The sequence below is a fragment of the Rhizomicrobium sp. genome, assembly GCA_037200045.1.
Lineage (GTDB): Bacteria > Pseudomonadota > Alphaproteobacteria > Micropepsales > Micropepsaceae > Rhizomicrobium.
In genome coordinates, this window is record JBBCHM010000001.1 from 1,268,444 (window position 1) to 1,285,094 (window position 16,651).

Annotated in this window: 15 protein-coding genes and 1 riboswitch; of the genes, 11 read left to right on the plus strand and 4 right to left on the minus strand. The window is 66.8% G+C overall.

Annotated elements, in window-relative coordinates:
- Positions 1-51 precede the first annotated feature (51 nt).
- Positions 52-1,068, plus strand: a complete 1,017-nt coding sequence (locus WDM86_05765) for a DNA-directed RNA polymerase subunit alpha (GenBank protein MEI9989526.1) — start codon at positions 52-54, stop codon at positions 1,066-1,068.
- A gap of 22 nt (positions 1,069-1,090) precedes the next feature.
- A complete protein-coding gene (rplQ, locus tag WDM86_05770; protein MEI9989527.1) occupies positions 1,091-1,507 on the plus strand; it encodes a 50S ribosomal protein L17 in 417 nt (138 codons plus the stop codon).
- 187 nt (positions 1,508-1,694) lie between these two features.
- Here the strand turns inward: rplQ and WDM86_05775 are convergent, their stop codons facing one another.
- Positions 1,695-2,972, minus strand: a complete 1,278-nt coding sequence (locus WDM86_05775; protein MEI9989528.1) for a hypothetical protein — start codon at positions 2,970-2,972, stop codon at positions 1,695-1,697.
- Between the two features lie 161 nt (positions 2,973-3,133).
- On the opposite strand from WDM86_05775, the gene WDM86_05780 reads away from it, so the two are divergent.
- The 3 genes from WDM86_05780 (at position 3,134) to WDM86_05790 (ending at position 6,585) form a co-directional block, all read left to right on the plus strand.
- On the plus strand, positions 3,134-4,525 hold the full coding sequence (locus tag WDM86_05780) for a Do family serine endopeptidase (GenBank protein MEI9989529.1): 1,392 nt from the start codon (positions 3,134-3,136) through the stop codon (positions 4,523-4,525).
- Positions 4,526-4,711: 186 nt separating this feature from the next.
- Positions 4,712-5,254, plus strand: coding sequence for an outer membrane beta-barrel protein (locus tag WDM86_05785; GenBank protein MEI9989530.1), 543 nt, complete (start codon positions 4,712-4,714; stop codon positions 5,252-5,254).
- 23 nt (positions 5,255-5,277) lie between these two features.
- The gene (locus WDM86_05790) at positions 5,278-6,585 is read left to right on the plus strand and encodes a replication-associated recombination protein A (GenBank protein ID MEI9989531.1); all 1,308 of its coding nucleotides are present in this window, start codon (positions 5,278-5,280) and stop codon (positions 6,583-6,585) included.
- A gap of 153 nt (positions 6,586-6,738) precedes the next feature.
- Here the strand turns inward: WDM86_05790 and crcB are convergent, their stop codons facing one another.
- A complete protein-coding gene (gene crcB, locus WDM86_05795; protein MEI9989532.1) occupies positions 6,739-7,185 on the minus strand; it encodes a fluoride efflux transporter CrcB in 447 nt (148 codons plus the stop codon).
- Between the two features lie 74 nt (positions 7,186-7,259).
- Positions 7,260-7,338: riboswitch (Fluoride riboswitch) on the minus strand.
- A gap of 48 nt (positions 7,339-7,386) precedes the next feature.
- Here crcB and WDM86_05800 point away from each other — a divergent pair.
- From WDM86_05800 to WDM86_05820, 5 genes are all read left to right on the plus strand, one after another.
- A complete protein-coding gene (locus WDM86_05800; protein ID MEI9989533.1) occupies positions 7,387-8,385 on the plus strand; it encodes an RluA family pseudouridine synthase in 999 nt (332 codons plus the stop codon).
- 10 nt (positions 8,386-8,395) lie between these two features.
- Positions 8,396-9,091: an ATP12 family protein gene (locus WDM86_05805; GenBank protein MEI9989534.1), complete on the plus strand. Its 696-nt coding sequence runs from the start codon at positions 8,396-8,398 to the stop codon at positions 9,089-9,091.
- A 59-nt stretch (positions 9,092-9,150) separates the two neighbouring features.
- On the plus strand, positions 9,151-10,683 hold the full coding sequence (locus WDM86_05810; protein ID MEI9989535.1) for an acyl-CoA carboxylase subunit beta: 1,533 nt from the start codon (positions 9,151-9,153) through the stop codon (positions 10,681-10,683).
- A 317-nt stretch (positions 10,684-11,000) separates the two neighbouring features.
- The gene (locus WDM86_05815) at positions 11,001-11,324 is read left to right on the plus strand and encodes a hypothetical protein (GenBank protein MEI9989536.1); all 324 of its coding nucleotides are present in this window, start codon (positions 11,001-11,003) and stop codon (positions 11,322-11,324) included.
- A gap of 200 nt (positions 11,325-11,524) precedes the next feature.
- Complete coding sequence (locus tag WDM86_05820) at positions 11,525-12,340, plus strand: hypothetical protein (GenBank protein MEI9989537.1); 816 nt, start codon at positions 11,525-11,527, stop codon at positions 12,338-12,340.
- Here the strand turns inward: WDM86_05820 and WDM86_05825 are convergent.
- A complete protein-coding gene (locus WDM86_05825; protein MEI9989538.1) occupies positions 12,294-12,674 on the minus strand; it encodes a RidA family protein in 381 nt (126 codons plus the stop codon). The genes WDM86_05820 and WDM86_05825 overlap by 47 nt on opposite strands.
- 68 nt (positions 12,675-12,742) lie before the next feature.
- Here WDM86_05825 and WDM86_05830 point away from each other — a divergent pair, with 68 nt between their 5' ends.
- Entirely contained in the window at positions 12,743-14,422 is a 1,680-nt protein-coding gene (locus WDM86_05830) for a M28 family metallopeptidase (protein MEI9989539.1), read from the plus strand.
- Between the two features lie 131 nt (positions 14,423-14,553).
- Here WDM86_05830 and WDM86_05835 read toward each other — a convergent pair whose 3' ends face one another.
- Positions 14,554-16,638, minus strand: coding sequence for an FUSC family membrane protein (locus WDM86_05835; protein ID MEI9989540.1), 2,085 nt, complete (start codon positions 16,636-16,638; stop codon positions 14,554-14,556).
- Between the last annotated feature and the right edge of the window lie 13 nt (positions 16,639-16,651).

The following is a 16,651-nucleotide window of genomic DNA, read 5'->3' on the forward strand; positions in this document are numbered from 1 at the left end:
GCAAGAATGGGCGCGCGCTCTCCGCGTCCGGGACACGATGAGGAAAAAGATATGTTTCAGAAGAACTGGCAAGAACTGATCAAGCCGGGAAAGTTGAAGATCGAGACCGGCCACGATGTCGGCCGCTCCGCGACGATCACGGCCGAACCCCTCGAGCGCGGCTTCGGCCTGACGCTCGGCAACGCGCTGCGCCGCGTGCTGCTGTCCTCGCTGCAGGGCGCGGCCGTGACCTCGATCCAGATCGAGGGCGTGCTGCATGAATTCTCCTCGATCCCCGGCGTCCGCGAGGACATGACCGACATCGTGCTGAACGTGAAGCAGCTCGCGCTGCGCATGCACGCCGAAGGCCCCAAGCGCCTGTCGCTGCGCGCGCAAGGTCCGGTCGAAGTCACCGCCGGCATGATCGCCGCCACCGCCGACATCGATATCCTGAACCCCGAGCTCGTGATCTGCACGATCGACGAGAAGGTCGAGTTCCGCATGGAGCTCACCGTCGCGACCGGCAAGGGCTATGTCCCGGCCGACCGCAACCGCCCGGAAGACGCGCCCATCGGCCTCATCCCGGTCGACTCGCTGTTCAGCCCGGTCAAGAAGGTCTCCTACAAGGTCGAGAACACCCGCGAGGGCCAGATCCTCGACTACGACAAGCTGACGCTGACGGTCGACACCAACGGCGCGGTCACGCCGGACAACGCGGTGGCCTATGCCGCGCGCATCCTGCAGGACCAGCTCCAGGTCTTCATCAACTTCGAGGAGCCGCGCGAGCGCGTCGCCGAGGAAGCCAAGCCGGATCTCGCGTTCAACCCGGTGCTGCTGAAGAAGGTCGACGAGCTCGAACTGTCGGTCCGTTCGGCGAACTGCCTGAAGAACGACAACATCGTCTATATCGGCGACCTCATCCAGAAGACGGAGGCGGAAATGCTCCGTACACCGAACTTCGGCCGCAAGTCGCTGAACGAGATCAAGGCGGTGCTCGCCGAGATGGGCCTGCACCTCGGCATGGAAGTGCCGGGCTGGCCGCCGGAGAACATCGAAGACCTCGCCAAGCGGTACGAAGACCAGTACTGATCAACTCGAAAGCAGAACTGCCATGCGCCATCGCAACCAAGGCCGCAAGCTGAACATCACCTCGTCGCATCGCACCGCGATGTTCGCGAACATGATGGCGGCCCTCATCAAGCACGAGCAGATCAAGACGACGCTGCCCAAGGCCAAGACCATCCGTCCGGTGATGGAGAAGCTCGTCACCCTGTCGCGCCGCAACAACCTGCACGCGCGCCGCCAGGCGCTCGCGCAGATCCGCGACGAGGACCAGGTGCGCAAGCTGTTCGAGGTGATCGGCCCGCGCTACGCCTCCCGTCCGGGCGGCTACACCCGCGTGCTCAAGGCCGGCTTCCGCTTCGGCGACAACGCGCCGATGGCCTTCATCGAGTTCGTCGACCGCGACGAGGACGCCAAGGGCAAGGATTCCGGCCCGGTGGAAGTCGCCGGCGACGACGAGGAGTAGTCCTCGGGCCCGCGATCTGGTGTCCTGAATCAGAAATTCGCTGAATTCAAAATTAAAATGTCATGGCCCGCGAATGCGGGCCATCCAGGTGAAATCTGTCGCGGCGGTGCAGGTTTCACCTGGGTCCGCCGCATTCGCGGCGGATGACACCGAGTGTTGCGAACTTCTGACTCGGGACACTAGAGCCCTACGACTCTGAAACCGCCTGTTCGGCGTGAACCGTCCGCGCCACGGTCCGCACCAGCGAATCCGCCGCCAGCCGCATCATCCGCCGCGGCACCCGCATCGGCGCGGCGACCGCGGGGCCGTGCAGCAACTGGTAGTCCGACGCGAGCGCGATCGCCAGGGTCTGCGGATCGGACACGTTCAGGATCAGCGGCCCCAGCCTTGTCGCCTGTCCCGCGCGCCCGACGCGGCGGATGCGCGTGCGCGTCAGGTCCTCGCCGCCGGTCTCCTTGCTGGGATCGAAGGCGAAGGCGGTGAAGCCGTTGCCGTCATAGGCGCTGAAATTGCGGCAGCCGCCCGAGACGCCGGCGATGACGTGCCCGAAGGGCCGCATGATCATGGCGAGGTCCGTCATGCGCGACTGGGTCACGCCGACCGGCAAATCGGTGAGCACGAACATGATATAGGGCCGGTAGATCGCCGGCAGGCCGCGGCAGGTGCGGCCGAATTCCGCCCGTCCGTTGGGCGTGCACACCGTCTCGAACGAGATCGGAACGCCGAGCAGGAAACGGTCGCCGGATTCCAGGCTGCGGCTGAGCTGGCCGACGCCGGAGCGCAGGCACGACAGCTCGATCGTGGTGCGCTCGCCCTGCGACAGGTCGGCGACGTTGAGTTCCTCGCCCGGCGCATCGCGGCTCTCGATCGATTGCGGCGTGCACAGATAGGTCGAGATGACCTCGTTCTTGGCGTCCCAGACCGGCTCGAACTGATGGACGATCTCCAGGCCCGAGCGGCGCTTGCTCGGCCGCTTGGCGTGCCGCCGCCGGTCGGCGCGGCCCGAAAGGCCTTGCCCCGCCTGGGAGGGATCGTCGGCGTCGAAGATCTGGCCGCGCTGCGCCAGGAGGCTCAGTTGTTCGGGCCAGATGCGGTGGCTCTTCATCCGGTACGGGCTGTCGAAGATCGCTTCCTCGATATGGATGCGGTCCAGGTCGCAGCGCCCGTTGAGCGTCATTTCGAGTTCCGCCCCGATGCGCAGCGTGCTGATCGCCCCGCCGTCGTTCTGCGTCAGCGGCGTGACGATGACATAGCGCGTGTCGCTCACCCGCTCGTAGGAGCATTCCGGCGTCAGCCGGGCGCGCAGGATCGATTCCAGCCGGGCGCGGATGGAGGCCGCGATCTCTTCCCACAGCGGCCCCGACGACGAGCGGATGATGCACAGATCGAAGATGTGCACGCAGCGCCGCGCGAACAGCTCCGGCGCTATTGCCCTTTTGACGGTGGTCTCTATCTCTCGCTGCACAGCACTCGTACCGAAGGATGCCGATGACGCCCGTGTCATGGGGGGAGATTGAAATCTCCGCCTTAATTTTGGTTTAGTTGAGCCCGAGGTTCCCCCGTCAACTCCGCCAATCGGTAAACATGCGTTCACCGCATTGCTTAAAACTTGGAGAATTCCCCCCGATGCTGCCCTGGCGTGCCCTCGTATTGAGCATCTGCGCCGCGTTCGCGGCCGCGCCCGCCGGCGCCGAGCCGCCCCGCGCGGTCCCGTCGTCGCTGCCGCAGGTCCAGCTCACCTTCGCGCCGATCGTCAAGCGGGTCGCGCCGGCGGTGGTCAACGTCTACGCCCGCTCCATCGTCCAGGCGCCGATGAACCCGTTGTTCTCCGATCCCCTGTTCGCCCAGCTGTTCGGCAATCCCGGCCTGCGCCAGCGCGTGCAGCAGTCGCTCGGCTCGGGCGTCGTGGTGCGTGGTGACGGCGTGATCCTGACCAACAACCATGTCGTCACCGGCGGCACCGACATCGTCGTGGCGCTGTCCGACAAGCGCGAGTTCAAGGCCAAGGTCCTGCTCGCCGATCCGCGCACCGACCTCGCCGTGCTCAAGATCGACACCAGGGGCGAGACGCTGCCGACCGTGCCCTTCGCCGACAGCGACCGCGTCCAGGTCGGCGATCTGGTGCTCGCCATCGGCGATCCGTTCGGCGTCGGCCAGACGGTGACGATGGGCATCGTCTCCGCGCTCGCCCGCACCCAGGTCGGCGCCTCCGACTACCAGTTCTTCATCCAGACCGACGCGGCGATCAATCCGGGCAATTCCGGCGGCGCCCTGGTGACGACCGACGGCAAGCTCGCCGGCATCAACACCTCGATCCTGTCGCGCACCGGCGAATCCATCGGCATCGGCTTCGCGATCCCCGCGAACCTGGCGCGCCGCGTGCTGGAAGGCGCGCTGGGCGGCGGCGTCAAGCTCGCCTGGATCGGCGCCGACGGCCAGCCCGTCACCGCCGACATCGCCGCCAGCCTCGGCATCCCTGTGCCCAACGGCGTCCTCATCAAGAGCGTCTATCCCGGCAGTCCCGCCGCCAAGGCCGGGCTGCACACCGGCGACGTGATCTTCTCGGTCGACGGCCAGAGCGTCGACGACATGCAGTCGCTCAACTACCGCATCGCCACCAAGAAGGCCGGCGACACGGTGAAGATGCATGTCCATCTCGGCCGCCAGGCCGCCGACATCGCGGTCACGCTGGCGCTGCCGCCGGAAGACCCGCCGCGCGAATTGCAGACCATCGGCGGGCGCAACCCCTTCACCGGCGCGCGGGTCGAGAATCTGTCGCCCGCGGTCGCGACCGAGCTGCAATTGCCGCTGCTGACCAAGGGCGTCGTCATCGTCGCGGTGGCGGCCGGCACGCCGTCCGGCGGCTATGGCTTTCAGGCCGGCGACATCGTGCGCGGCGTCAACGGCGTGGCGATCAACCGCGTCGGCGACCTGCAAAGGGCGCTTGCCGCCGCCAATGCCTGGTCGCTCGTGATCGACCGCGGGCCCCAGCGCTTCACGCTCAACGTGCAAGGCTGACGCCGGTTCGGGAACACCGGTTCCCCCGATGAATGTCGCGCGCGGTCCCAGGCCGGGACTATGCGCAACACTTTGACATATCTGCCGGATTCGATTGCGACGTTTCTCTCGCAACCGCGTTAGCTGATCGGTGGGGGATTTAAAAAGAAGAGGCCCCACATGAAATCCCGTTTAATTCTCGCTGCCATGGCTGCGACCCTTGTCGGAACCGCCGCCCAGGCCGAAGGCTGGAACGCTTCGATTCTCGGCGGAACGACCTGGTCGCCGCATTTGTCCGTAGGCGGAATTCCCAACGCCATGGACAACGGTTTCAACGCCGGCGGCCGGATCGGCTATGACTGGGGCGACGAGCTCTACGTGCCGAACCTTTCGACCGATCTCGATGTCTTCTACACACAGTCGCATTTCACCGGCACGTCGGCGCGGCTGTCCTCGCTGAGCTTCATGGGCGATCTCATCTACCGGGTCGATCTGGGCCTGCCGGTCGGCGTCTATGGCGGCGCCGGCGCGGGCGCGGTGCGCACGATGGTCGACAGCAATGCCTTCAGCGGCGGGAGCACGGTGTTCGGCTGGCAGGCGCTCGGCGGCATCGATTACCAGTTCACGCCGGAAGCGAAACTTTTCGCGGAATACCGCTACCTGAACGCCCATGACGCCAATGTCGGCCCCCTTCGCGGGGTCGGCGACACCTCCAACAACGTCTCGGTGGGCGTGAAATTCGATCTGTGACCGCTCCGGCGCTATAATGCGCCATGAGCGATTTGTTCGAAGCCGGAGGATTGGCCGACGACGCGCCCCGGCCGCTGGCCGACAGGCTGCGGCCGAAGACGCTTGCCGAGGTCGTGGGCCAGGACCACATCATCGGGCCGGAGGGCCCCATCGGACGGATGATCGCGACCGGCAGGCCGCATTCCATCGTCCTGTGGGGGCCTCCGGGCACCGGCAAGACCACCATCGCGCGGCTGCTCTCGACCGCGTTCAAGCTGCATTTCGAGCAATTGTCGGCGGTGTTCTCCGGCGTCGCCGACCTCAAGAAGACCTTCGAGGCGGCGCGCCAGCGGCGCAAGATGGGGCAGGGCACGCTGCTCTTCATCGACGAGATCCACCGCTTCAACCGCAGCCAGCAGGATTCCTTCCTGCCCGTGGTCGAGGACGGCACCGTCGTCCTGGTCGGCGCGACCACCGAAAATCCGTCCTTCGAACTGAACGGCGCGCTGCTGTCGCGCGCCCAGGTCCTCGTCCTGCGCCGGCTGGACGACGCCGCGCTGGAGGAACTCCTCAAGCGCGCCGAGGCGCATTACGGCGAAAAGCTGAAACTGACCGACGACGCCCGCGCCAGCCTGCGCGCCATGGCCGACGGCGACGGCCGCTATCTGCTCAACCTCGTGGAGGAGCTGGCGACGATCAAGACGGTCAAGCCGCTGGACACGGCGGGGCTCGTCAACGCCGTGCAGAAGCGCGCCCCGCTCTACGACAAGAGCCGCGAGGAGCATTACAACATCATCTCGGCGCTGCATAAGTCGATCCGCGGCAGCGATCCGGACGCGGCGCTGTACTGGCTGGCCCGCATGCTGGTGGGCGGCGAGCAGCCGCTCTACATCGCTCGCCGCCTGGTGCGCGCCGCGGTGGAGGACATCGGCCTCGCCGATCCCCAGGCGCTGGTCCAGGCGCTGGCCGCCAAGGACATGTTCGATTTCCTGGGCAGTCCCGAAGGCGAGATCGCCTTGGCGCAGACGGTTCTCTATCTCGCCAGCGCCCCCAAATCGAACGCGGTGTATGTCGCGCTCGGCGCCGCCAAGCGCGCCGCCCGCGATCACGGCTCGCTGATGCCGCCGGCGCACATTCTCAACGCGCCGACCAAGCTGATGAAGAATCTCGGCTACGGCGCCGGCTACGAATACGACCACGCGACGGAAGAGGGCTTTTCCGGCCAGAACTACTTCCCCGACGCGATGCCGCGCGAACAGTTCTACACGCCCAAAGACACCGGCTTCGAACGCGAGATCGGCAAGCGGCTCGACTATTGGGCGAAGCTCAGGGCGAAGCGGGCGCAGTCTTAGCGCGCGGAACAGACCTCACGATTTAAATCAAGGTGTCATGGCCCGCGAATGCGGGCCACCCAGGTGACATCCGCGCCGACCGCGCAGGCTTCATCTGGGTCCGCCGCATTCGCGGCGGATGACACCGAGTGTTGGAATTTCCGACTCGGGACACTAACCATCGGCAATATCGGCCTCTTCCTCGATCGGAAGCTGCGCGACCTGCGGCGCACGGCCGTTCAGCCCCGCCGCCAGGAAATGCCCCGTCGCCACGGCCGCGACGCACAGCGCCACCGACAGCACGATGTTCAGTCCGGCGCGCAACGCCGCGCCGCTCCGCAGCAGATCGAGCGTCTGCAGGCTGAACGACGAGAACGTCGTGAACCCGCCGCAGATGCCCACCATCACGAACAGTCGCATGTTCTCGGACACCGGGAAGCGGCCCTGTGCCAGCGTCAGCGTGCCGAAGAACCCGATGACGAAGGAACCGGCGATATTGATGCCGATGGTGCCCCAGGGCAGGTCGCGGCTGACCGGCAGGGCCAGCACCGATACCAGATAGCGCGCCAGCGATCCCAGCGCGCCACCGATCATCACATAGATACAGGTGGCGAAAGACATCGGCTCTCCTTATAGGAGGCGGCACGGAAACCGCCTTGCGGAGGGCGTCGGGAAGACGGAGTCCTGCCGCGGTGATTGCGGTAGGAGTCATCAGCCATCTGGCTTTTCGGGCCGCCTGGCGGTTAAAGGGGGAACCCCATCCCCTGTCAGGAAACGCTAAGTGACTCCGCCCGCCCCGTCAACAATGCCAGGCTCTCGCGCATGACCGACACCGCCCGCATCGCGCATGAGGAAGACGGCGTCCGCGTCGACCGCTGGTTCAAGCGGCACTACCCGGCGCTGACCCATGGCCGGCTGGAGAAGTTGCTGCGCACCGGCCAGGTCCGCCTCGACGGCAAGCGGGTGAAGGCCGCCGACCGCGTCGCCTCCGGCCAGACCGTCCGCCTGCCGCCCCAGATCGTCCACGGCGCTCTGGAGGAAAAGCCCCGGGCGAAGCCGCAGCAGAAGGTGAGCGGCAGCCTCGAGGACTACGTCATCTACATGGACAAGAACGTCATCGTGCTGAACAAGCCGTCGGGCCTGGCGACCCAGGGCGGCAGCGGCCTCACCGCCCATGTCGACGGCATGCTCGATTCCATCGCCTTCGAGAAGAACACCCGGCCGCGCCTCGTCCACCGCCTGGACCGCGACACCTCCGGCGTCCTCGTCGTGGCGCGCACCGTCCCCGCTGCCGCCGAACTGTCGCGCGCGCTGGCCACCCGCGACGCGCAGAAGATCTATTGGGCACTCGTGAAAGGCGTGCCGAAGGTCAAGCGCGGCACGATCAAGGCGGCGCTCGCCAAGGAAGGCGGCCACGGCCCGCGCGGCCGCGACGAACGCATGACCACCGTCGACGCGGCCGACGAAGGCGCCAAGGACGCCGTGACCGATTTCGTCGTGATCGACACCGCCGGCGAGGAATTCGCCTGGCTGGCGGTCAAGCCGCTGACCGGCCGCACCCACCAGATCCGCGTGCACCTCGCCTCCATCGGCACGCCGATCGTCGGCGATTTCAAATATGGCGGCACCGATGTGCGCGGCAAGGGCGAGATCGAGAACCGCCTGCATTTGCATGCCCGCTCCATCGACATCGCCCGCCCCGACGGCGGGCGCCTGCATGCCGACGCGCCTCTGCCGCCGCACATGCTGAAGACGTGGGAATTGCTCGGCTTCGACCCGAATGACGACCGCAATCCGTTCGAGCGGAAAAAGAAGAAATGAAGCCGCGTCGATGAAGCGTTTCTACAAGATCGTCGGCATCAAACACGTCGGCGCCGCTTTCGGCATCGCGCTGGATGAGCGGCCGGTGAAGACACCCGGCGGCGCGTCGCTGGCTCTGCCTTCGCGGGCGCTCGCCGAGGCCATCGCCGCCGAATGGGCGGGGCAGGGCGACGCCATCGACCAGCGTTCCATGCCGCTGACCGCGCTCGCCAACACCGCGCAAGACCACGTCGCGCGCGACCGCGACGCGACGCTCGGTCAGGTCGAGACCTTCGCCCGCCACGATCTGGTCTGCTATCGCGCCGCCGACCCGCCCGCGCTCGCCGCCCGCGAAGCCCATGCCTGGGACGCCCCGCTCGCTTGGGCGCGCACGCGTTACGGTCTCGATCTGAAAGTGACCCACGGCGTCGCCTCGATCGATCAGCCGGCGGTATCCCGTGACGCCATCGCCCAGGCGTTGTCCCGCTTCGACGCTTTCGCGCTGACCGGCCTGGTGACGGCGGCCGGGATCATGAAATCGCTGGTCCTCGCCCTGTCGCTGGCCGACGGCCGGCTCGACGCGGCCGCCGCCCACGCCGCCGCCCATGTCGACGAGCACTTCCAGGCCGAGAAATGGGGCCGCGATTCCGAAGCGGAAAGCCGCCTCAAGGCGCTGCTCCGCGAGCTGGAAGATGCCGAACGCTTCATGCGGCTCGCGGCCGCTTGACCCTCGCCGCGCCGCCCCACACTCTCCCGCCATCGACATTTCCAAGAGCCAAGCACCCGATGAAACACGTCCTGACCGAACTCGAATCCCGCCGCGCCAAGGCAAGGCTGGGCGGCGGCGAGGCCCGCATCGCGGCCCAGCACGCCCGCGGCAAGCTGACCGCCCGCGAGCGCATCGAGCTTCTGCTCGACGCCAACTCCTTCGAGGAGTTCGACATGTTCGTCGAGCACCGCAACACCGATTTCGACACCGACAAGAACCGCATCCCGGGCGACGGCGTGGTCACCGGCTGGGGCACGATCAACGGCCGCATGGTCTATGTCTATGCCAAGGACTTCACCGTGTTCGGCGGCTCGCTGTCGGAGACCCATGCCAAGAAGATCGTCAAGATCGTCGAGATGGCGATGCAGAACGGCGCCCCCGTGATGGGCCTGCTCGATGCCGGCGGCGCGCGCATCCAGGAAGGCGTCGGCAGCCTCGCCGGCTATGGCGAAGTCTTCCAGCGCAACGTGCTGGCCTCCGGCGTGGTGCCGCAGATCAGCGTCATCATGGGCCCCTGCGCCGGCGGCGACGTCTATTCGCCGGCGATGACCGATTTCATCTTCATGGTGCGCGACACCTCCTACATGTTCATCACCGGCCCCGACGTGGTGAAGACGGTGACGCATGAGGACGTGACGCCCGAACAGCTCGGCGGCGCCAAGGTGCACTCGACCAAATCCTCCGTCGCCGACGGCGCTTACGACAACGACGTGATCTGCCTCGAAGAGATGCGCCGGCTCTACGATTTCCTGCCGCTGAACAACCGCGACAAGGCGCCGTCCTGGCCGACGCAGGACGATCCGCGCCGCGAGGAGCTCAGCCTCGACACGCTGGTGCCGGAGAATCCCAACAAGCCCTACGACATGAAGGAGCTGATCCATAAGGTCGCCGACGAGGGCGATTTCTTCGAGATCGGCGAGGCCTTCGCCCGCAACATCATCACCGGCTTCGGCCGGATCGAGGGCTCGACGGTCGGCTTCGTCGCCAACCAGCCGATGGTGCTGGCCGGCGTGCTCGACAGCGACGCGTCGCGCAAGGCGGCGCGCTTCGTGCGTTTCTGCGACTGCTTCAACATCCCGCTGATCACCTTCGTCGATGTGCCGGGCTTCCTGCCCGGCGTGGCGCAGGAGCATGGCGGCATCATCAAGCACGGCGCCAAGCTGTTGTTCGCCTATACCGAGGCGACGGTGCCGAAGGTGACGGTGATCACGCGCAAGGCCTATGGCGGGGCCTATGACGTGATGGCGTCCAAGCACATGCGGGCCGACGTGAACTACGCCTGGCCGAGCGCCCAGATCGCGGTGATGGGCGCGAAAGGCGCGGTGGAGATCATCTTCCGCAACGAACGCGGCAACCCCGACGCGATCGCCGAGCGGACCAAGGAATATGAGGACGCGTTCCTGAACCCCTTCGTGGCGGCGAGCCGCGGCTACATCGACGACGTGATCCGCCCGCATTCGACGCGCTGGCGGATTGCGCGGTCGCTAAGGATGCTCCGCAACAAGCAGGTCGCGCAGGTGTGGAAGAAGCACGATAATATTCCGCTTTAACTTACCTCCTCGCGGGGCCGCTAGTGTCCCGAGTCAGAAGTTCGCTCCACCAGGTGTCATCCGCCGCGAATGCGGCGGACCCAGGTGAAACCTGCGCGGTCGGAACAGATATCACCTGGATGGCCCGTAGTCGCGGGCCATGACACCTTTGTTTTGAATCCAGCGGACTTTTGGTTCGGGACACTGGCGGCAGCGTAGCGGCCCCCACGAGGGAGGAGAGTCTTAGTTCGTTTTTGCAATCTCTTGGTCTATAAAGACGAAAAATCCGGGCGGGAAGTATTCGGGAAGGTTTCGCGGTCTCGAACCCAGGAGCCATCATGTCCGATTTCACCATGCCGCTCGGCGGCGCCGTTACGCAGTCGATCCTGCCCTGGAGCTGGGCGTTCGGCGGCTCGAACAACCAGTACGGCCTGTTCAACATCTATCTCGGCCAGTCCTCGAACCCCGATGTCGAGCGCGAGGCGCTGGACGTCGCGAGCTACGGCAAGCAGCTCGGCCGCATCGAGGACGCGCTGGCGGTGGTGATCGACCGGCTGCTGCCCAAGGACCTGCCGCCCGGCCCCGACAAGGACGCCATCGACGATCTCAAATCCATGCTGCACGAGATCGCCATCGTGAAGAAGCGCCACAAACCGGCCTGACGAACCTCGCGCGGCTCGCTCCGCGCTGCCGTTCCCGAAGGTGCCGGCGCCGTCGCGAAGCACGAGATTCGACACTTTCGACGACGTCTGAAAGACATGGACGTCCCTAGGCGGGAGGGACGTTGCAGGCTGTGGATGAATTCGCGCCGGTCCTTTCAAATTTCGGCGCCCTTGCGGAAATTCTCGTCCGGAGGTGACTCATGACGAGCCCAACGCCTGCCGCGCTCGACCGGCTGGAACAGGCACAGGACATTGTCTTCCGCGCATGGGAAGCCTCCTCGGAAAAGAAGGCGAAGCAGCTTGCCGAAAAGGCGTTGAAGCTGAGCCCTCTCTGTGCCGACGCCTATGTTCTTTTGGCGGAGTGTGCGCCGACGGCGGATGAGGCGCTCGATCTGTGGCGCCGGGGCGTGGAGGCCGGCGCGGCGGCGCTCGGGCGGGACGCGTTCGAGGAAAGCGCCGGCGATTTTTGGGCAATTCTGGAGACCCGGCCCTATATGCGTGCGCGCGCCGGCTTGTCGGTTGCGCTATGGCGCTCCGGTCGAGCGGACGAGGCAATCGCGCATCAGCGCGAGTTGCTGCGTCTCAATCCCAACGACAATCAGGGCAACCGCTACATTCTTGCGGCTTGGCTCGCCGAGCGCGGCCTCGATGCGGAACTCGAGAAACTGCTGAAGCGATATCGCAAGGACGCAAGCGCGGTGTGGACATGGCTGTCGGCGCTGCTGGCGTTTCGCCGGGACGGCGGCGACGCACCGAAGAGTCGCAAGGCGCTAGATGTGGCATTCAAGGAAAATCCATATGTCGCCCCATACCTGCTGGGTGACAAGGCCCTGCCGGACGAACTTCCCCCCTATTACGCGCCCGGCGAAGACAGCGAAGCGATAATCTATGCCGAGGACATCGCAGCCGGTTGGAAACGGACGCCCGGCGCGCTCGATTGGCTTCGCGCGCGCGAGGGCGGAGTTCGGCTCACCCCTCCGCGACGCACTCCATCTCCACCCGCGCGCCGAGGATGAGCTGGCGCGCGCCGATCGCCGTCCGCGCCGGAAAACGGCCCGCCGCGAAATAGGGCACATACACCGCGTTGAACGCCCCCCACTCAGCCATGTCGGCGAGATAGACGGTGCATTTGACGATCCGGTCGAAGCCCGAACCCGCCTCCGTCAGCACGGCGGCGATGTTCTCCATCGTCTGGCGGCTCTCCGCCGCGATGCCGCCCGGCACCAGCTCCATCCGGCCCGGAATGTTGCCGATGCAACCCGACAGATAGAGCAGGCCGCCGGCCCGCACCGCCTGGCTGAACGGCAGGTTCGCCGCCTTCGAAGCGGCGCTGTTGATGAAATCGATCATCGAAAATCTCCGGGTGACGGATCGGCGACAAGCCGTATGATAGCCCATCGTCATTTTCCGAGGGATACATGAATCGTCGTCTGCTTGCCTTCGTCCTGCCCGCGCTGCTCGCGCCCGCCCTTTTGTTCGCGGCGCCGGCCGCGCTCTATCCGCCGCACCCCACGACCGTCCCCGACATCGTCGCGGCCGACGTCCTGGCGCGCGACAAGGCGATCTCCGACGACGCGTTCCAGGGCCGCGGCCCCGGCACCAAGGCCGGCGAGGCCGCGGCGCAATGGATCGCCGACGAGATGAAGCGCATCGGGCTCAAGCCCGGCAATCACGGCAGCTATTTCCAGCAGGTCCCGTCGGTGAACATCGCGCTCGACGCGGCGAAGTCCTCGCTGAGCTTCTCGACGCCCTCCGGCGCGGTCACGCCGAACTTTCCCGACGCGACGGTCTATTGGACGCCGCGCTACGCCTCCGCCGATGTCGATGTGAAGGCGTCGCCGCTGGTGTTCGTCGGCTATGGCGTCGTGGCGCCGGAGTACAACTGGAACGACTATGCCGGCCTCGACGTGAAGGGCAAGACCGTCGTCATCCTGATCAACGATCCGGGCAACGAGGACCGGCCGGGCAATCCCGCCTTCTTCAAGGGCAAGGCGATGACCTATTACGGCCGCTGGACCTACAAATTCGAGGAGGCCTCGCGCCAGGGCGCCGCCGCCGCGATCATCGTGCACGAGACCGGTCCGGCCGCTTACGGCTGGCAGGTGGTGCGCAATTCGAACTCCGGCAACAAGCTCTGGCTCGCCGCCACGGACAAGAACAAGTCGATGGTGCCGATCCAGGGCTGGATCACGCTCGACACCGCGCACGATCTCTTCAAGCGGGCGAATCTCGACTACGACGCGCTCAAGGCCGCCGCCAACAAGCCCGGCTTTAAGGCGGTGGAGATGACCGGCGAGACGCTCGACGTGCACGCCCATTCCGATTTCAAGACGCTCAACACCCGCAACGTCATCGGCGTCATCCCGGGCTATCTGCATCCCGACCAGTACGTGCTCTACACCGCCCATTGGGATCATCTGGGCGTCAAGCCCGACGTCGCCGGCCCCGACAAGATCTACAACGGCGCCGTCGACAACGGCATGGGCGTGTCCTCGGTGCTGGAGATCGGCGAGGCTTTCGCCCACGCCAAGCGGCCGCAGCGCAGCATCGCCATCATCGGCTGGACGCTGGAAGAGCAGGGCCTGCTCGGTTCGCAATATTTCGCCGAACATCCGATCTGGCCGCTGAACCACATCGTCGGCGGCGTGAACCTCGACGCCAACCTGCCGCACGGCCATGCCCACGACCTTGTCCTGGTCGGCAACGGCGCGTCGGAGATGGAAGACCTGCTGCTCGACGTGCTGAAGACCCAGAACCGCACGATCTCGCCCGATCCGGAGCCCGAGAAGGGCGGCTTCTACCGCTCCGACCACATTTCGCTTTCGCGCGTCGGCGTGCCTATGCTCGATCCGGCGGGGGCGACCGACCTCGTCGTCGGCGGCACCGCGGCGGCGCAGGCGCTGCGCGACGACTACCGCGCCAACCATTATCATCAGCCCTCGGACGAATTTAATCCGAACTGGGACGTCTCCGGCGTGATCGACGACCTGGAGGTGCTCTACACGCTGGGCGACACGCTGGCGAATTCGGACCGTTGGCCGAACTGGTACAAGGACAACGAATTCCGCGCCATCCGCGACAAGAGTTTGGGGAAGTAACCTCGCCCGCTCGCGGGAGAGGTCGAAATTCGCGGAGCGGAGCGAAGCGAATTTCGGGTGAGGGCATGCGGCGGGCCCTCACCCGGCTCGCTCCGCTCGCCGACCTCTCCCGCAGGCGGGAGAGGTTTTCTTCACTCCGTCACGTCCTTCGCCAGCCCCGCGACGCGTCTCGCCGCGTGCTCGATATGCACCAGCCGTCGCTTCAGCACCGACATCCCGTTCGGCTGGTAGAGATCGTCCCGCGGCGTCTTGCTCAGCCGCGGCGGCGCCTTTTCCGCCGGGGCGGAGCCCAGGATCTCCAGCACCCGCCCGCGCATTTCGGCGGTCAGCGCCTCCGCCTGGGGATTTTTGTCCAGCTCGGCGCCGCGCATCGCATACAGCACCTGCATCGACGTCAGATCCGACAGCAGCAGATAATTCGCGGCCAGCAGCGCGTTCAGCCGCCCCAGCAGCGCCTTGCCGGTGTTCGGCTCGTCGGCCAGCCGCCGTACCGCGCCGGACAGCGCCGCCACCGCCTCGAACAGCTTCTTGCGCCCCAGCCGGTAGCTCTGCTCCACCCGCGTGCGTGTCATCGCCTGGACCGCGAAATCGCGGTCGGCCTTCAGCAGCGCGGCGATGGTGCGCGGCAGCTCGTTGCGCTCCCAGGTCGGCAGCAGGAAGCTGAAGACATAGCTCAGCGCCGCGCCGATCAGCGTGTCACCGACCCGCTCGGCCAGCGCGTGATGCGCATAGGGCTGCAGGAAATGCAGCAGCAGCAGCGCCGACACCGAGGCCGAGGCCGCCGTCACGCGATAATTCACCGCCCCGAAGGCATGGCTCACCCCGGTCGCCAGCGCCACGAACACCAGAAGGTACTCGACCGGCACGAAGCCCTGCAGCCCCGCCGCCAGCACGCAGCCCGCCAGCGTGCCGATGATGCGGTCGGCGCGGCGCTGGCGCGTCACGCTGTAATTGGCGCGCATGATCAGCGCGATGGTGAGCAGGATCCAGCTCGCATGCGCGAAGCGCGGAAAGGCCACGGTGAGCGCCAGCCCCGCGGTCATCGCCAGCGCCAGGCGGATGGCATAGCGGAACGCCGGCTTGCCGAAGCCGAGCTGCGCCTTCAGGTGCCCGAAGCCGCGCGGCCCCTGCTGGCGGAACAGGTTGAGGTCGGCATGGGGCTGCGGCGGCTCCTTGGCCCCGATGGCGGCGATGCGCAGCGCCGATTGCGCCAGCTTGTCCGCCGTCGAGCGGAACGCCGCGATGGCCTGCAGCTCCTGCTCGTCGCCGGCCGCCGAGGGGGCGACGCGGGCGATCTCCGCCGCGATGGCGTCGCGTTCGCGGGCATGCGGCTCGATCTCGACCACTTGCGCCGGCGCCAGCGCCAGCCGGTCGGAGTCCCGCGCCAGCGCCAGCGTCATGGCGCGCAGCCGGCGCATAAGGTGGCGATGCCGCGATGTCTGCAGGATCTCGATATCGGCGTCGCTCGACAGGATGGTCTCGAACGCGTCCAGCAGGGCGATCAGCGCCCGCGCCTGGCGGTGCTGCCAGGGCGTGGCGGTGCGCGCATAGATCGCGTCGCGGGCGATCTGCATCCGCTCGACCGCCGCCGCATGGGCCTCGATCATCGCCGCGAAGGCCGCGGCCCCGTCGCGCTCGATCTCGAACAGTTCCGCCTTGGCGCGCAGATAGCCGGCGAAGCTGCGCAGCGCCTCCGCCATCAAAAGGCGCCGCACCCGGGAATCGAACACCCAGGCCACGCCGAGCGCATAGGCCGCATAGATCGCCGCGCCGGCGGCGAACAGTGTCATATGCGCGACCGCCTCGGTCGCGTTGTCGATCTGGGCCGCCAGCGCCAGCACGAAGGCGAGCACGGTCACGACGCCGAGCCCGACCGCCCGCTTGCCATAGGCCGAGATCAGCCCCGCCCACAGCGCCACGACCGCCGTCACGACGAATTCGCCCCACACCGAGCCCTTCGCCGCCAGCGTCGCCGCCGTCGCCAGGCACGCCATCGCCACCGCCGCCGCCAGCACCCGGGGCTTCTCGTTCAGGGGATCGGGCTGGTCGGCGATCGAGACGCAGAGCGCGCCGGTCGCCGCCGCGATGCCGGCCGCGAGCCCTAGCGGCACCCCCGCCGCCAGCCCGGCCAGGGACACGCCCACGCTCACCGAAAGACCGCTTTCGAAGTGCGGCCGGTAGAGCAGGGGGTGGAAGGTGCGGCTGAGGCGCGACATGGCTTCCCTCCCG

Bases quoted from the DNA above. Each gene is read 5' to 3' on its own strand.
- WDM86_05800 (MEI9989533.1), top strand. From the start codon at position 7,387: ATGACCGACACCGCCCGCATCGCGCATGAGGAAGACGGCGTCCGCGTC.
- WDM86_05830 (MEI9989539.1), top strand. From the start codon at position 12,743: ATGAATCGTCGTCTGCTTGCCTTCGTCCTGCCCGCGCTGCTCGCGCCC.
- WDM86_05835 (MEI9989540.1), bottom strand. From the start codon at position 16,638: ATGTCGCGCCTCAGCCGCACCTTCCACCCCCTGCTCTACCGGCCGCAC.
- WDM86_05790 (MEI9989531.1), top strand. From the start codon at position 5,278: ATGAGCGATTTGTTCGAAGCCGGAGGATTGGCCGACGACGCGCCCCGG.
- crcB (MEI9989532.1), bottom strand. From the start codon at position 7,185: ATGTCTTTCGCCACCTGTATCTATGTGATGATCGGTGGCGCGCTGGGA.
- WDM86_05805 (MEI9989534.1), top strand. From the start codon at position 8,396: ATGAAGCGTTTCTACAAGATCGTCGGCATCAAACACGTCGGCGCCGCT.
- WDM86_05825 (MEI9989538.1), bottom strand. From the start codon at position 12,674: ATGATCGATTTCATCAACAGCGCCGCTTCGAAGGCGGCGAACCTGCCG.
- rplQ (MEI9989527.1), top strand. From the start codon at position 1,091: ATGCGCCATCGCAACCAAGGCCGCAAGCTGAACATCACCTCGTCGCAT.
- WDM86_05810 (MEI9989535.1), top strand. From the start codon at position 9,151: ATGAAACACGTCCTGACCGAACTCGAATCCCGCCGCGCCAAGGCAAGG.
- WDM86_05765 (MEI9989526.1), top strand. From the start codon at position 52: ATGTTTCAGAAGAACTGGCAAGAACTGATCAAGCCGGGAAAGTTGAAG.
- WDM86_05815 (MEI9989536.1), top strand. From the start codon at position 11,001: ATGTCCGATTTCACCATGCCGCTCGGCGGCGCCGTTACGCAGTCGATC.
- WDM86_05785 (MEI9989530.1), top strand. From the start codon at position 4,712: ATGGCTGCGACCCTTGTCGGAACCGCCGCCCAGGCCGAAGGCTGGAAC.
- WDM86_05820 (MEI9989537.1), top strand. From the start codon at position 11,525: ATGACGAGCCCAACGCCTGCCGCGCTCGACCGGCTGGAACAGGCACAG.
- WDM86_05780 (MEI9989529.1), top strand. From the start codon at position 3,134: ATGCTGCCCTGGCGTGCCCTCGTATTGAGCATCTGCGCCGCGTTCGCG.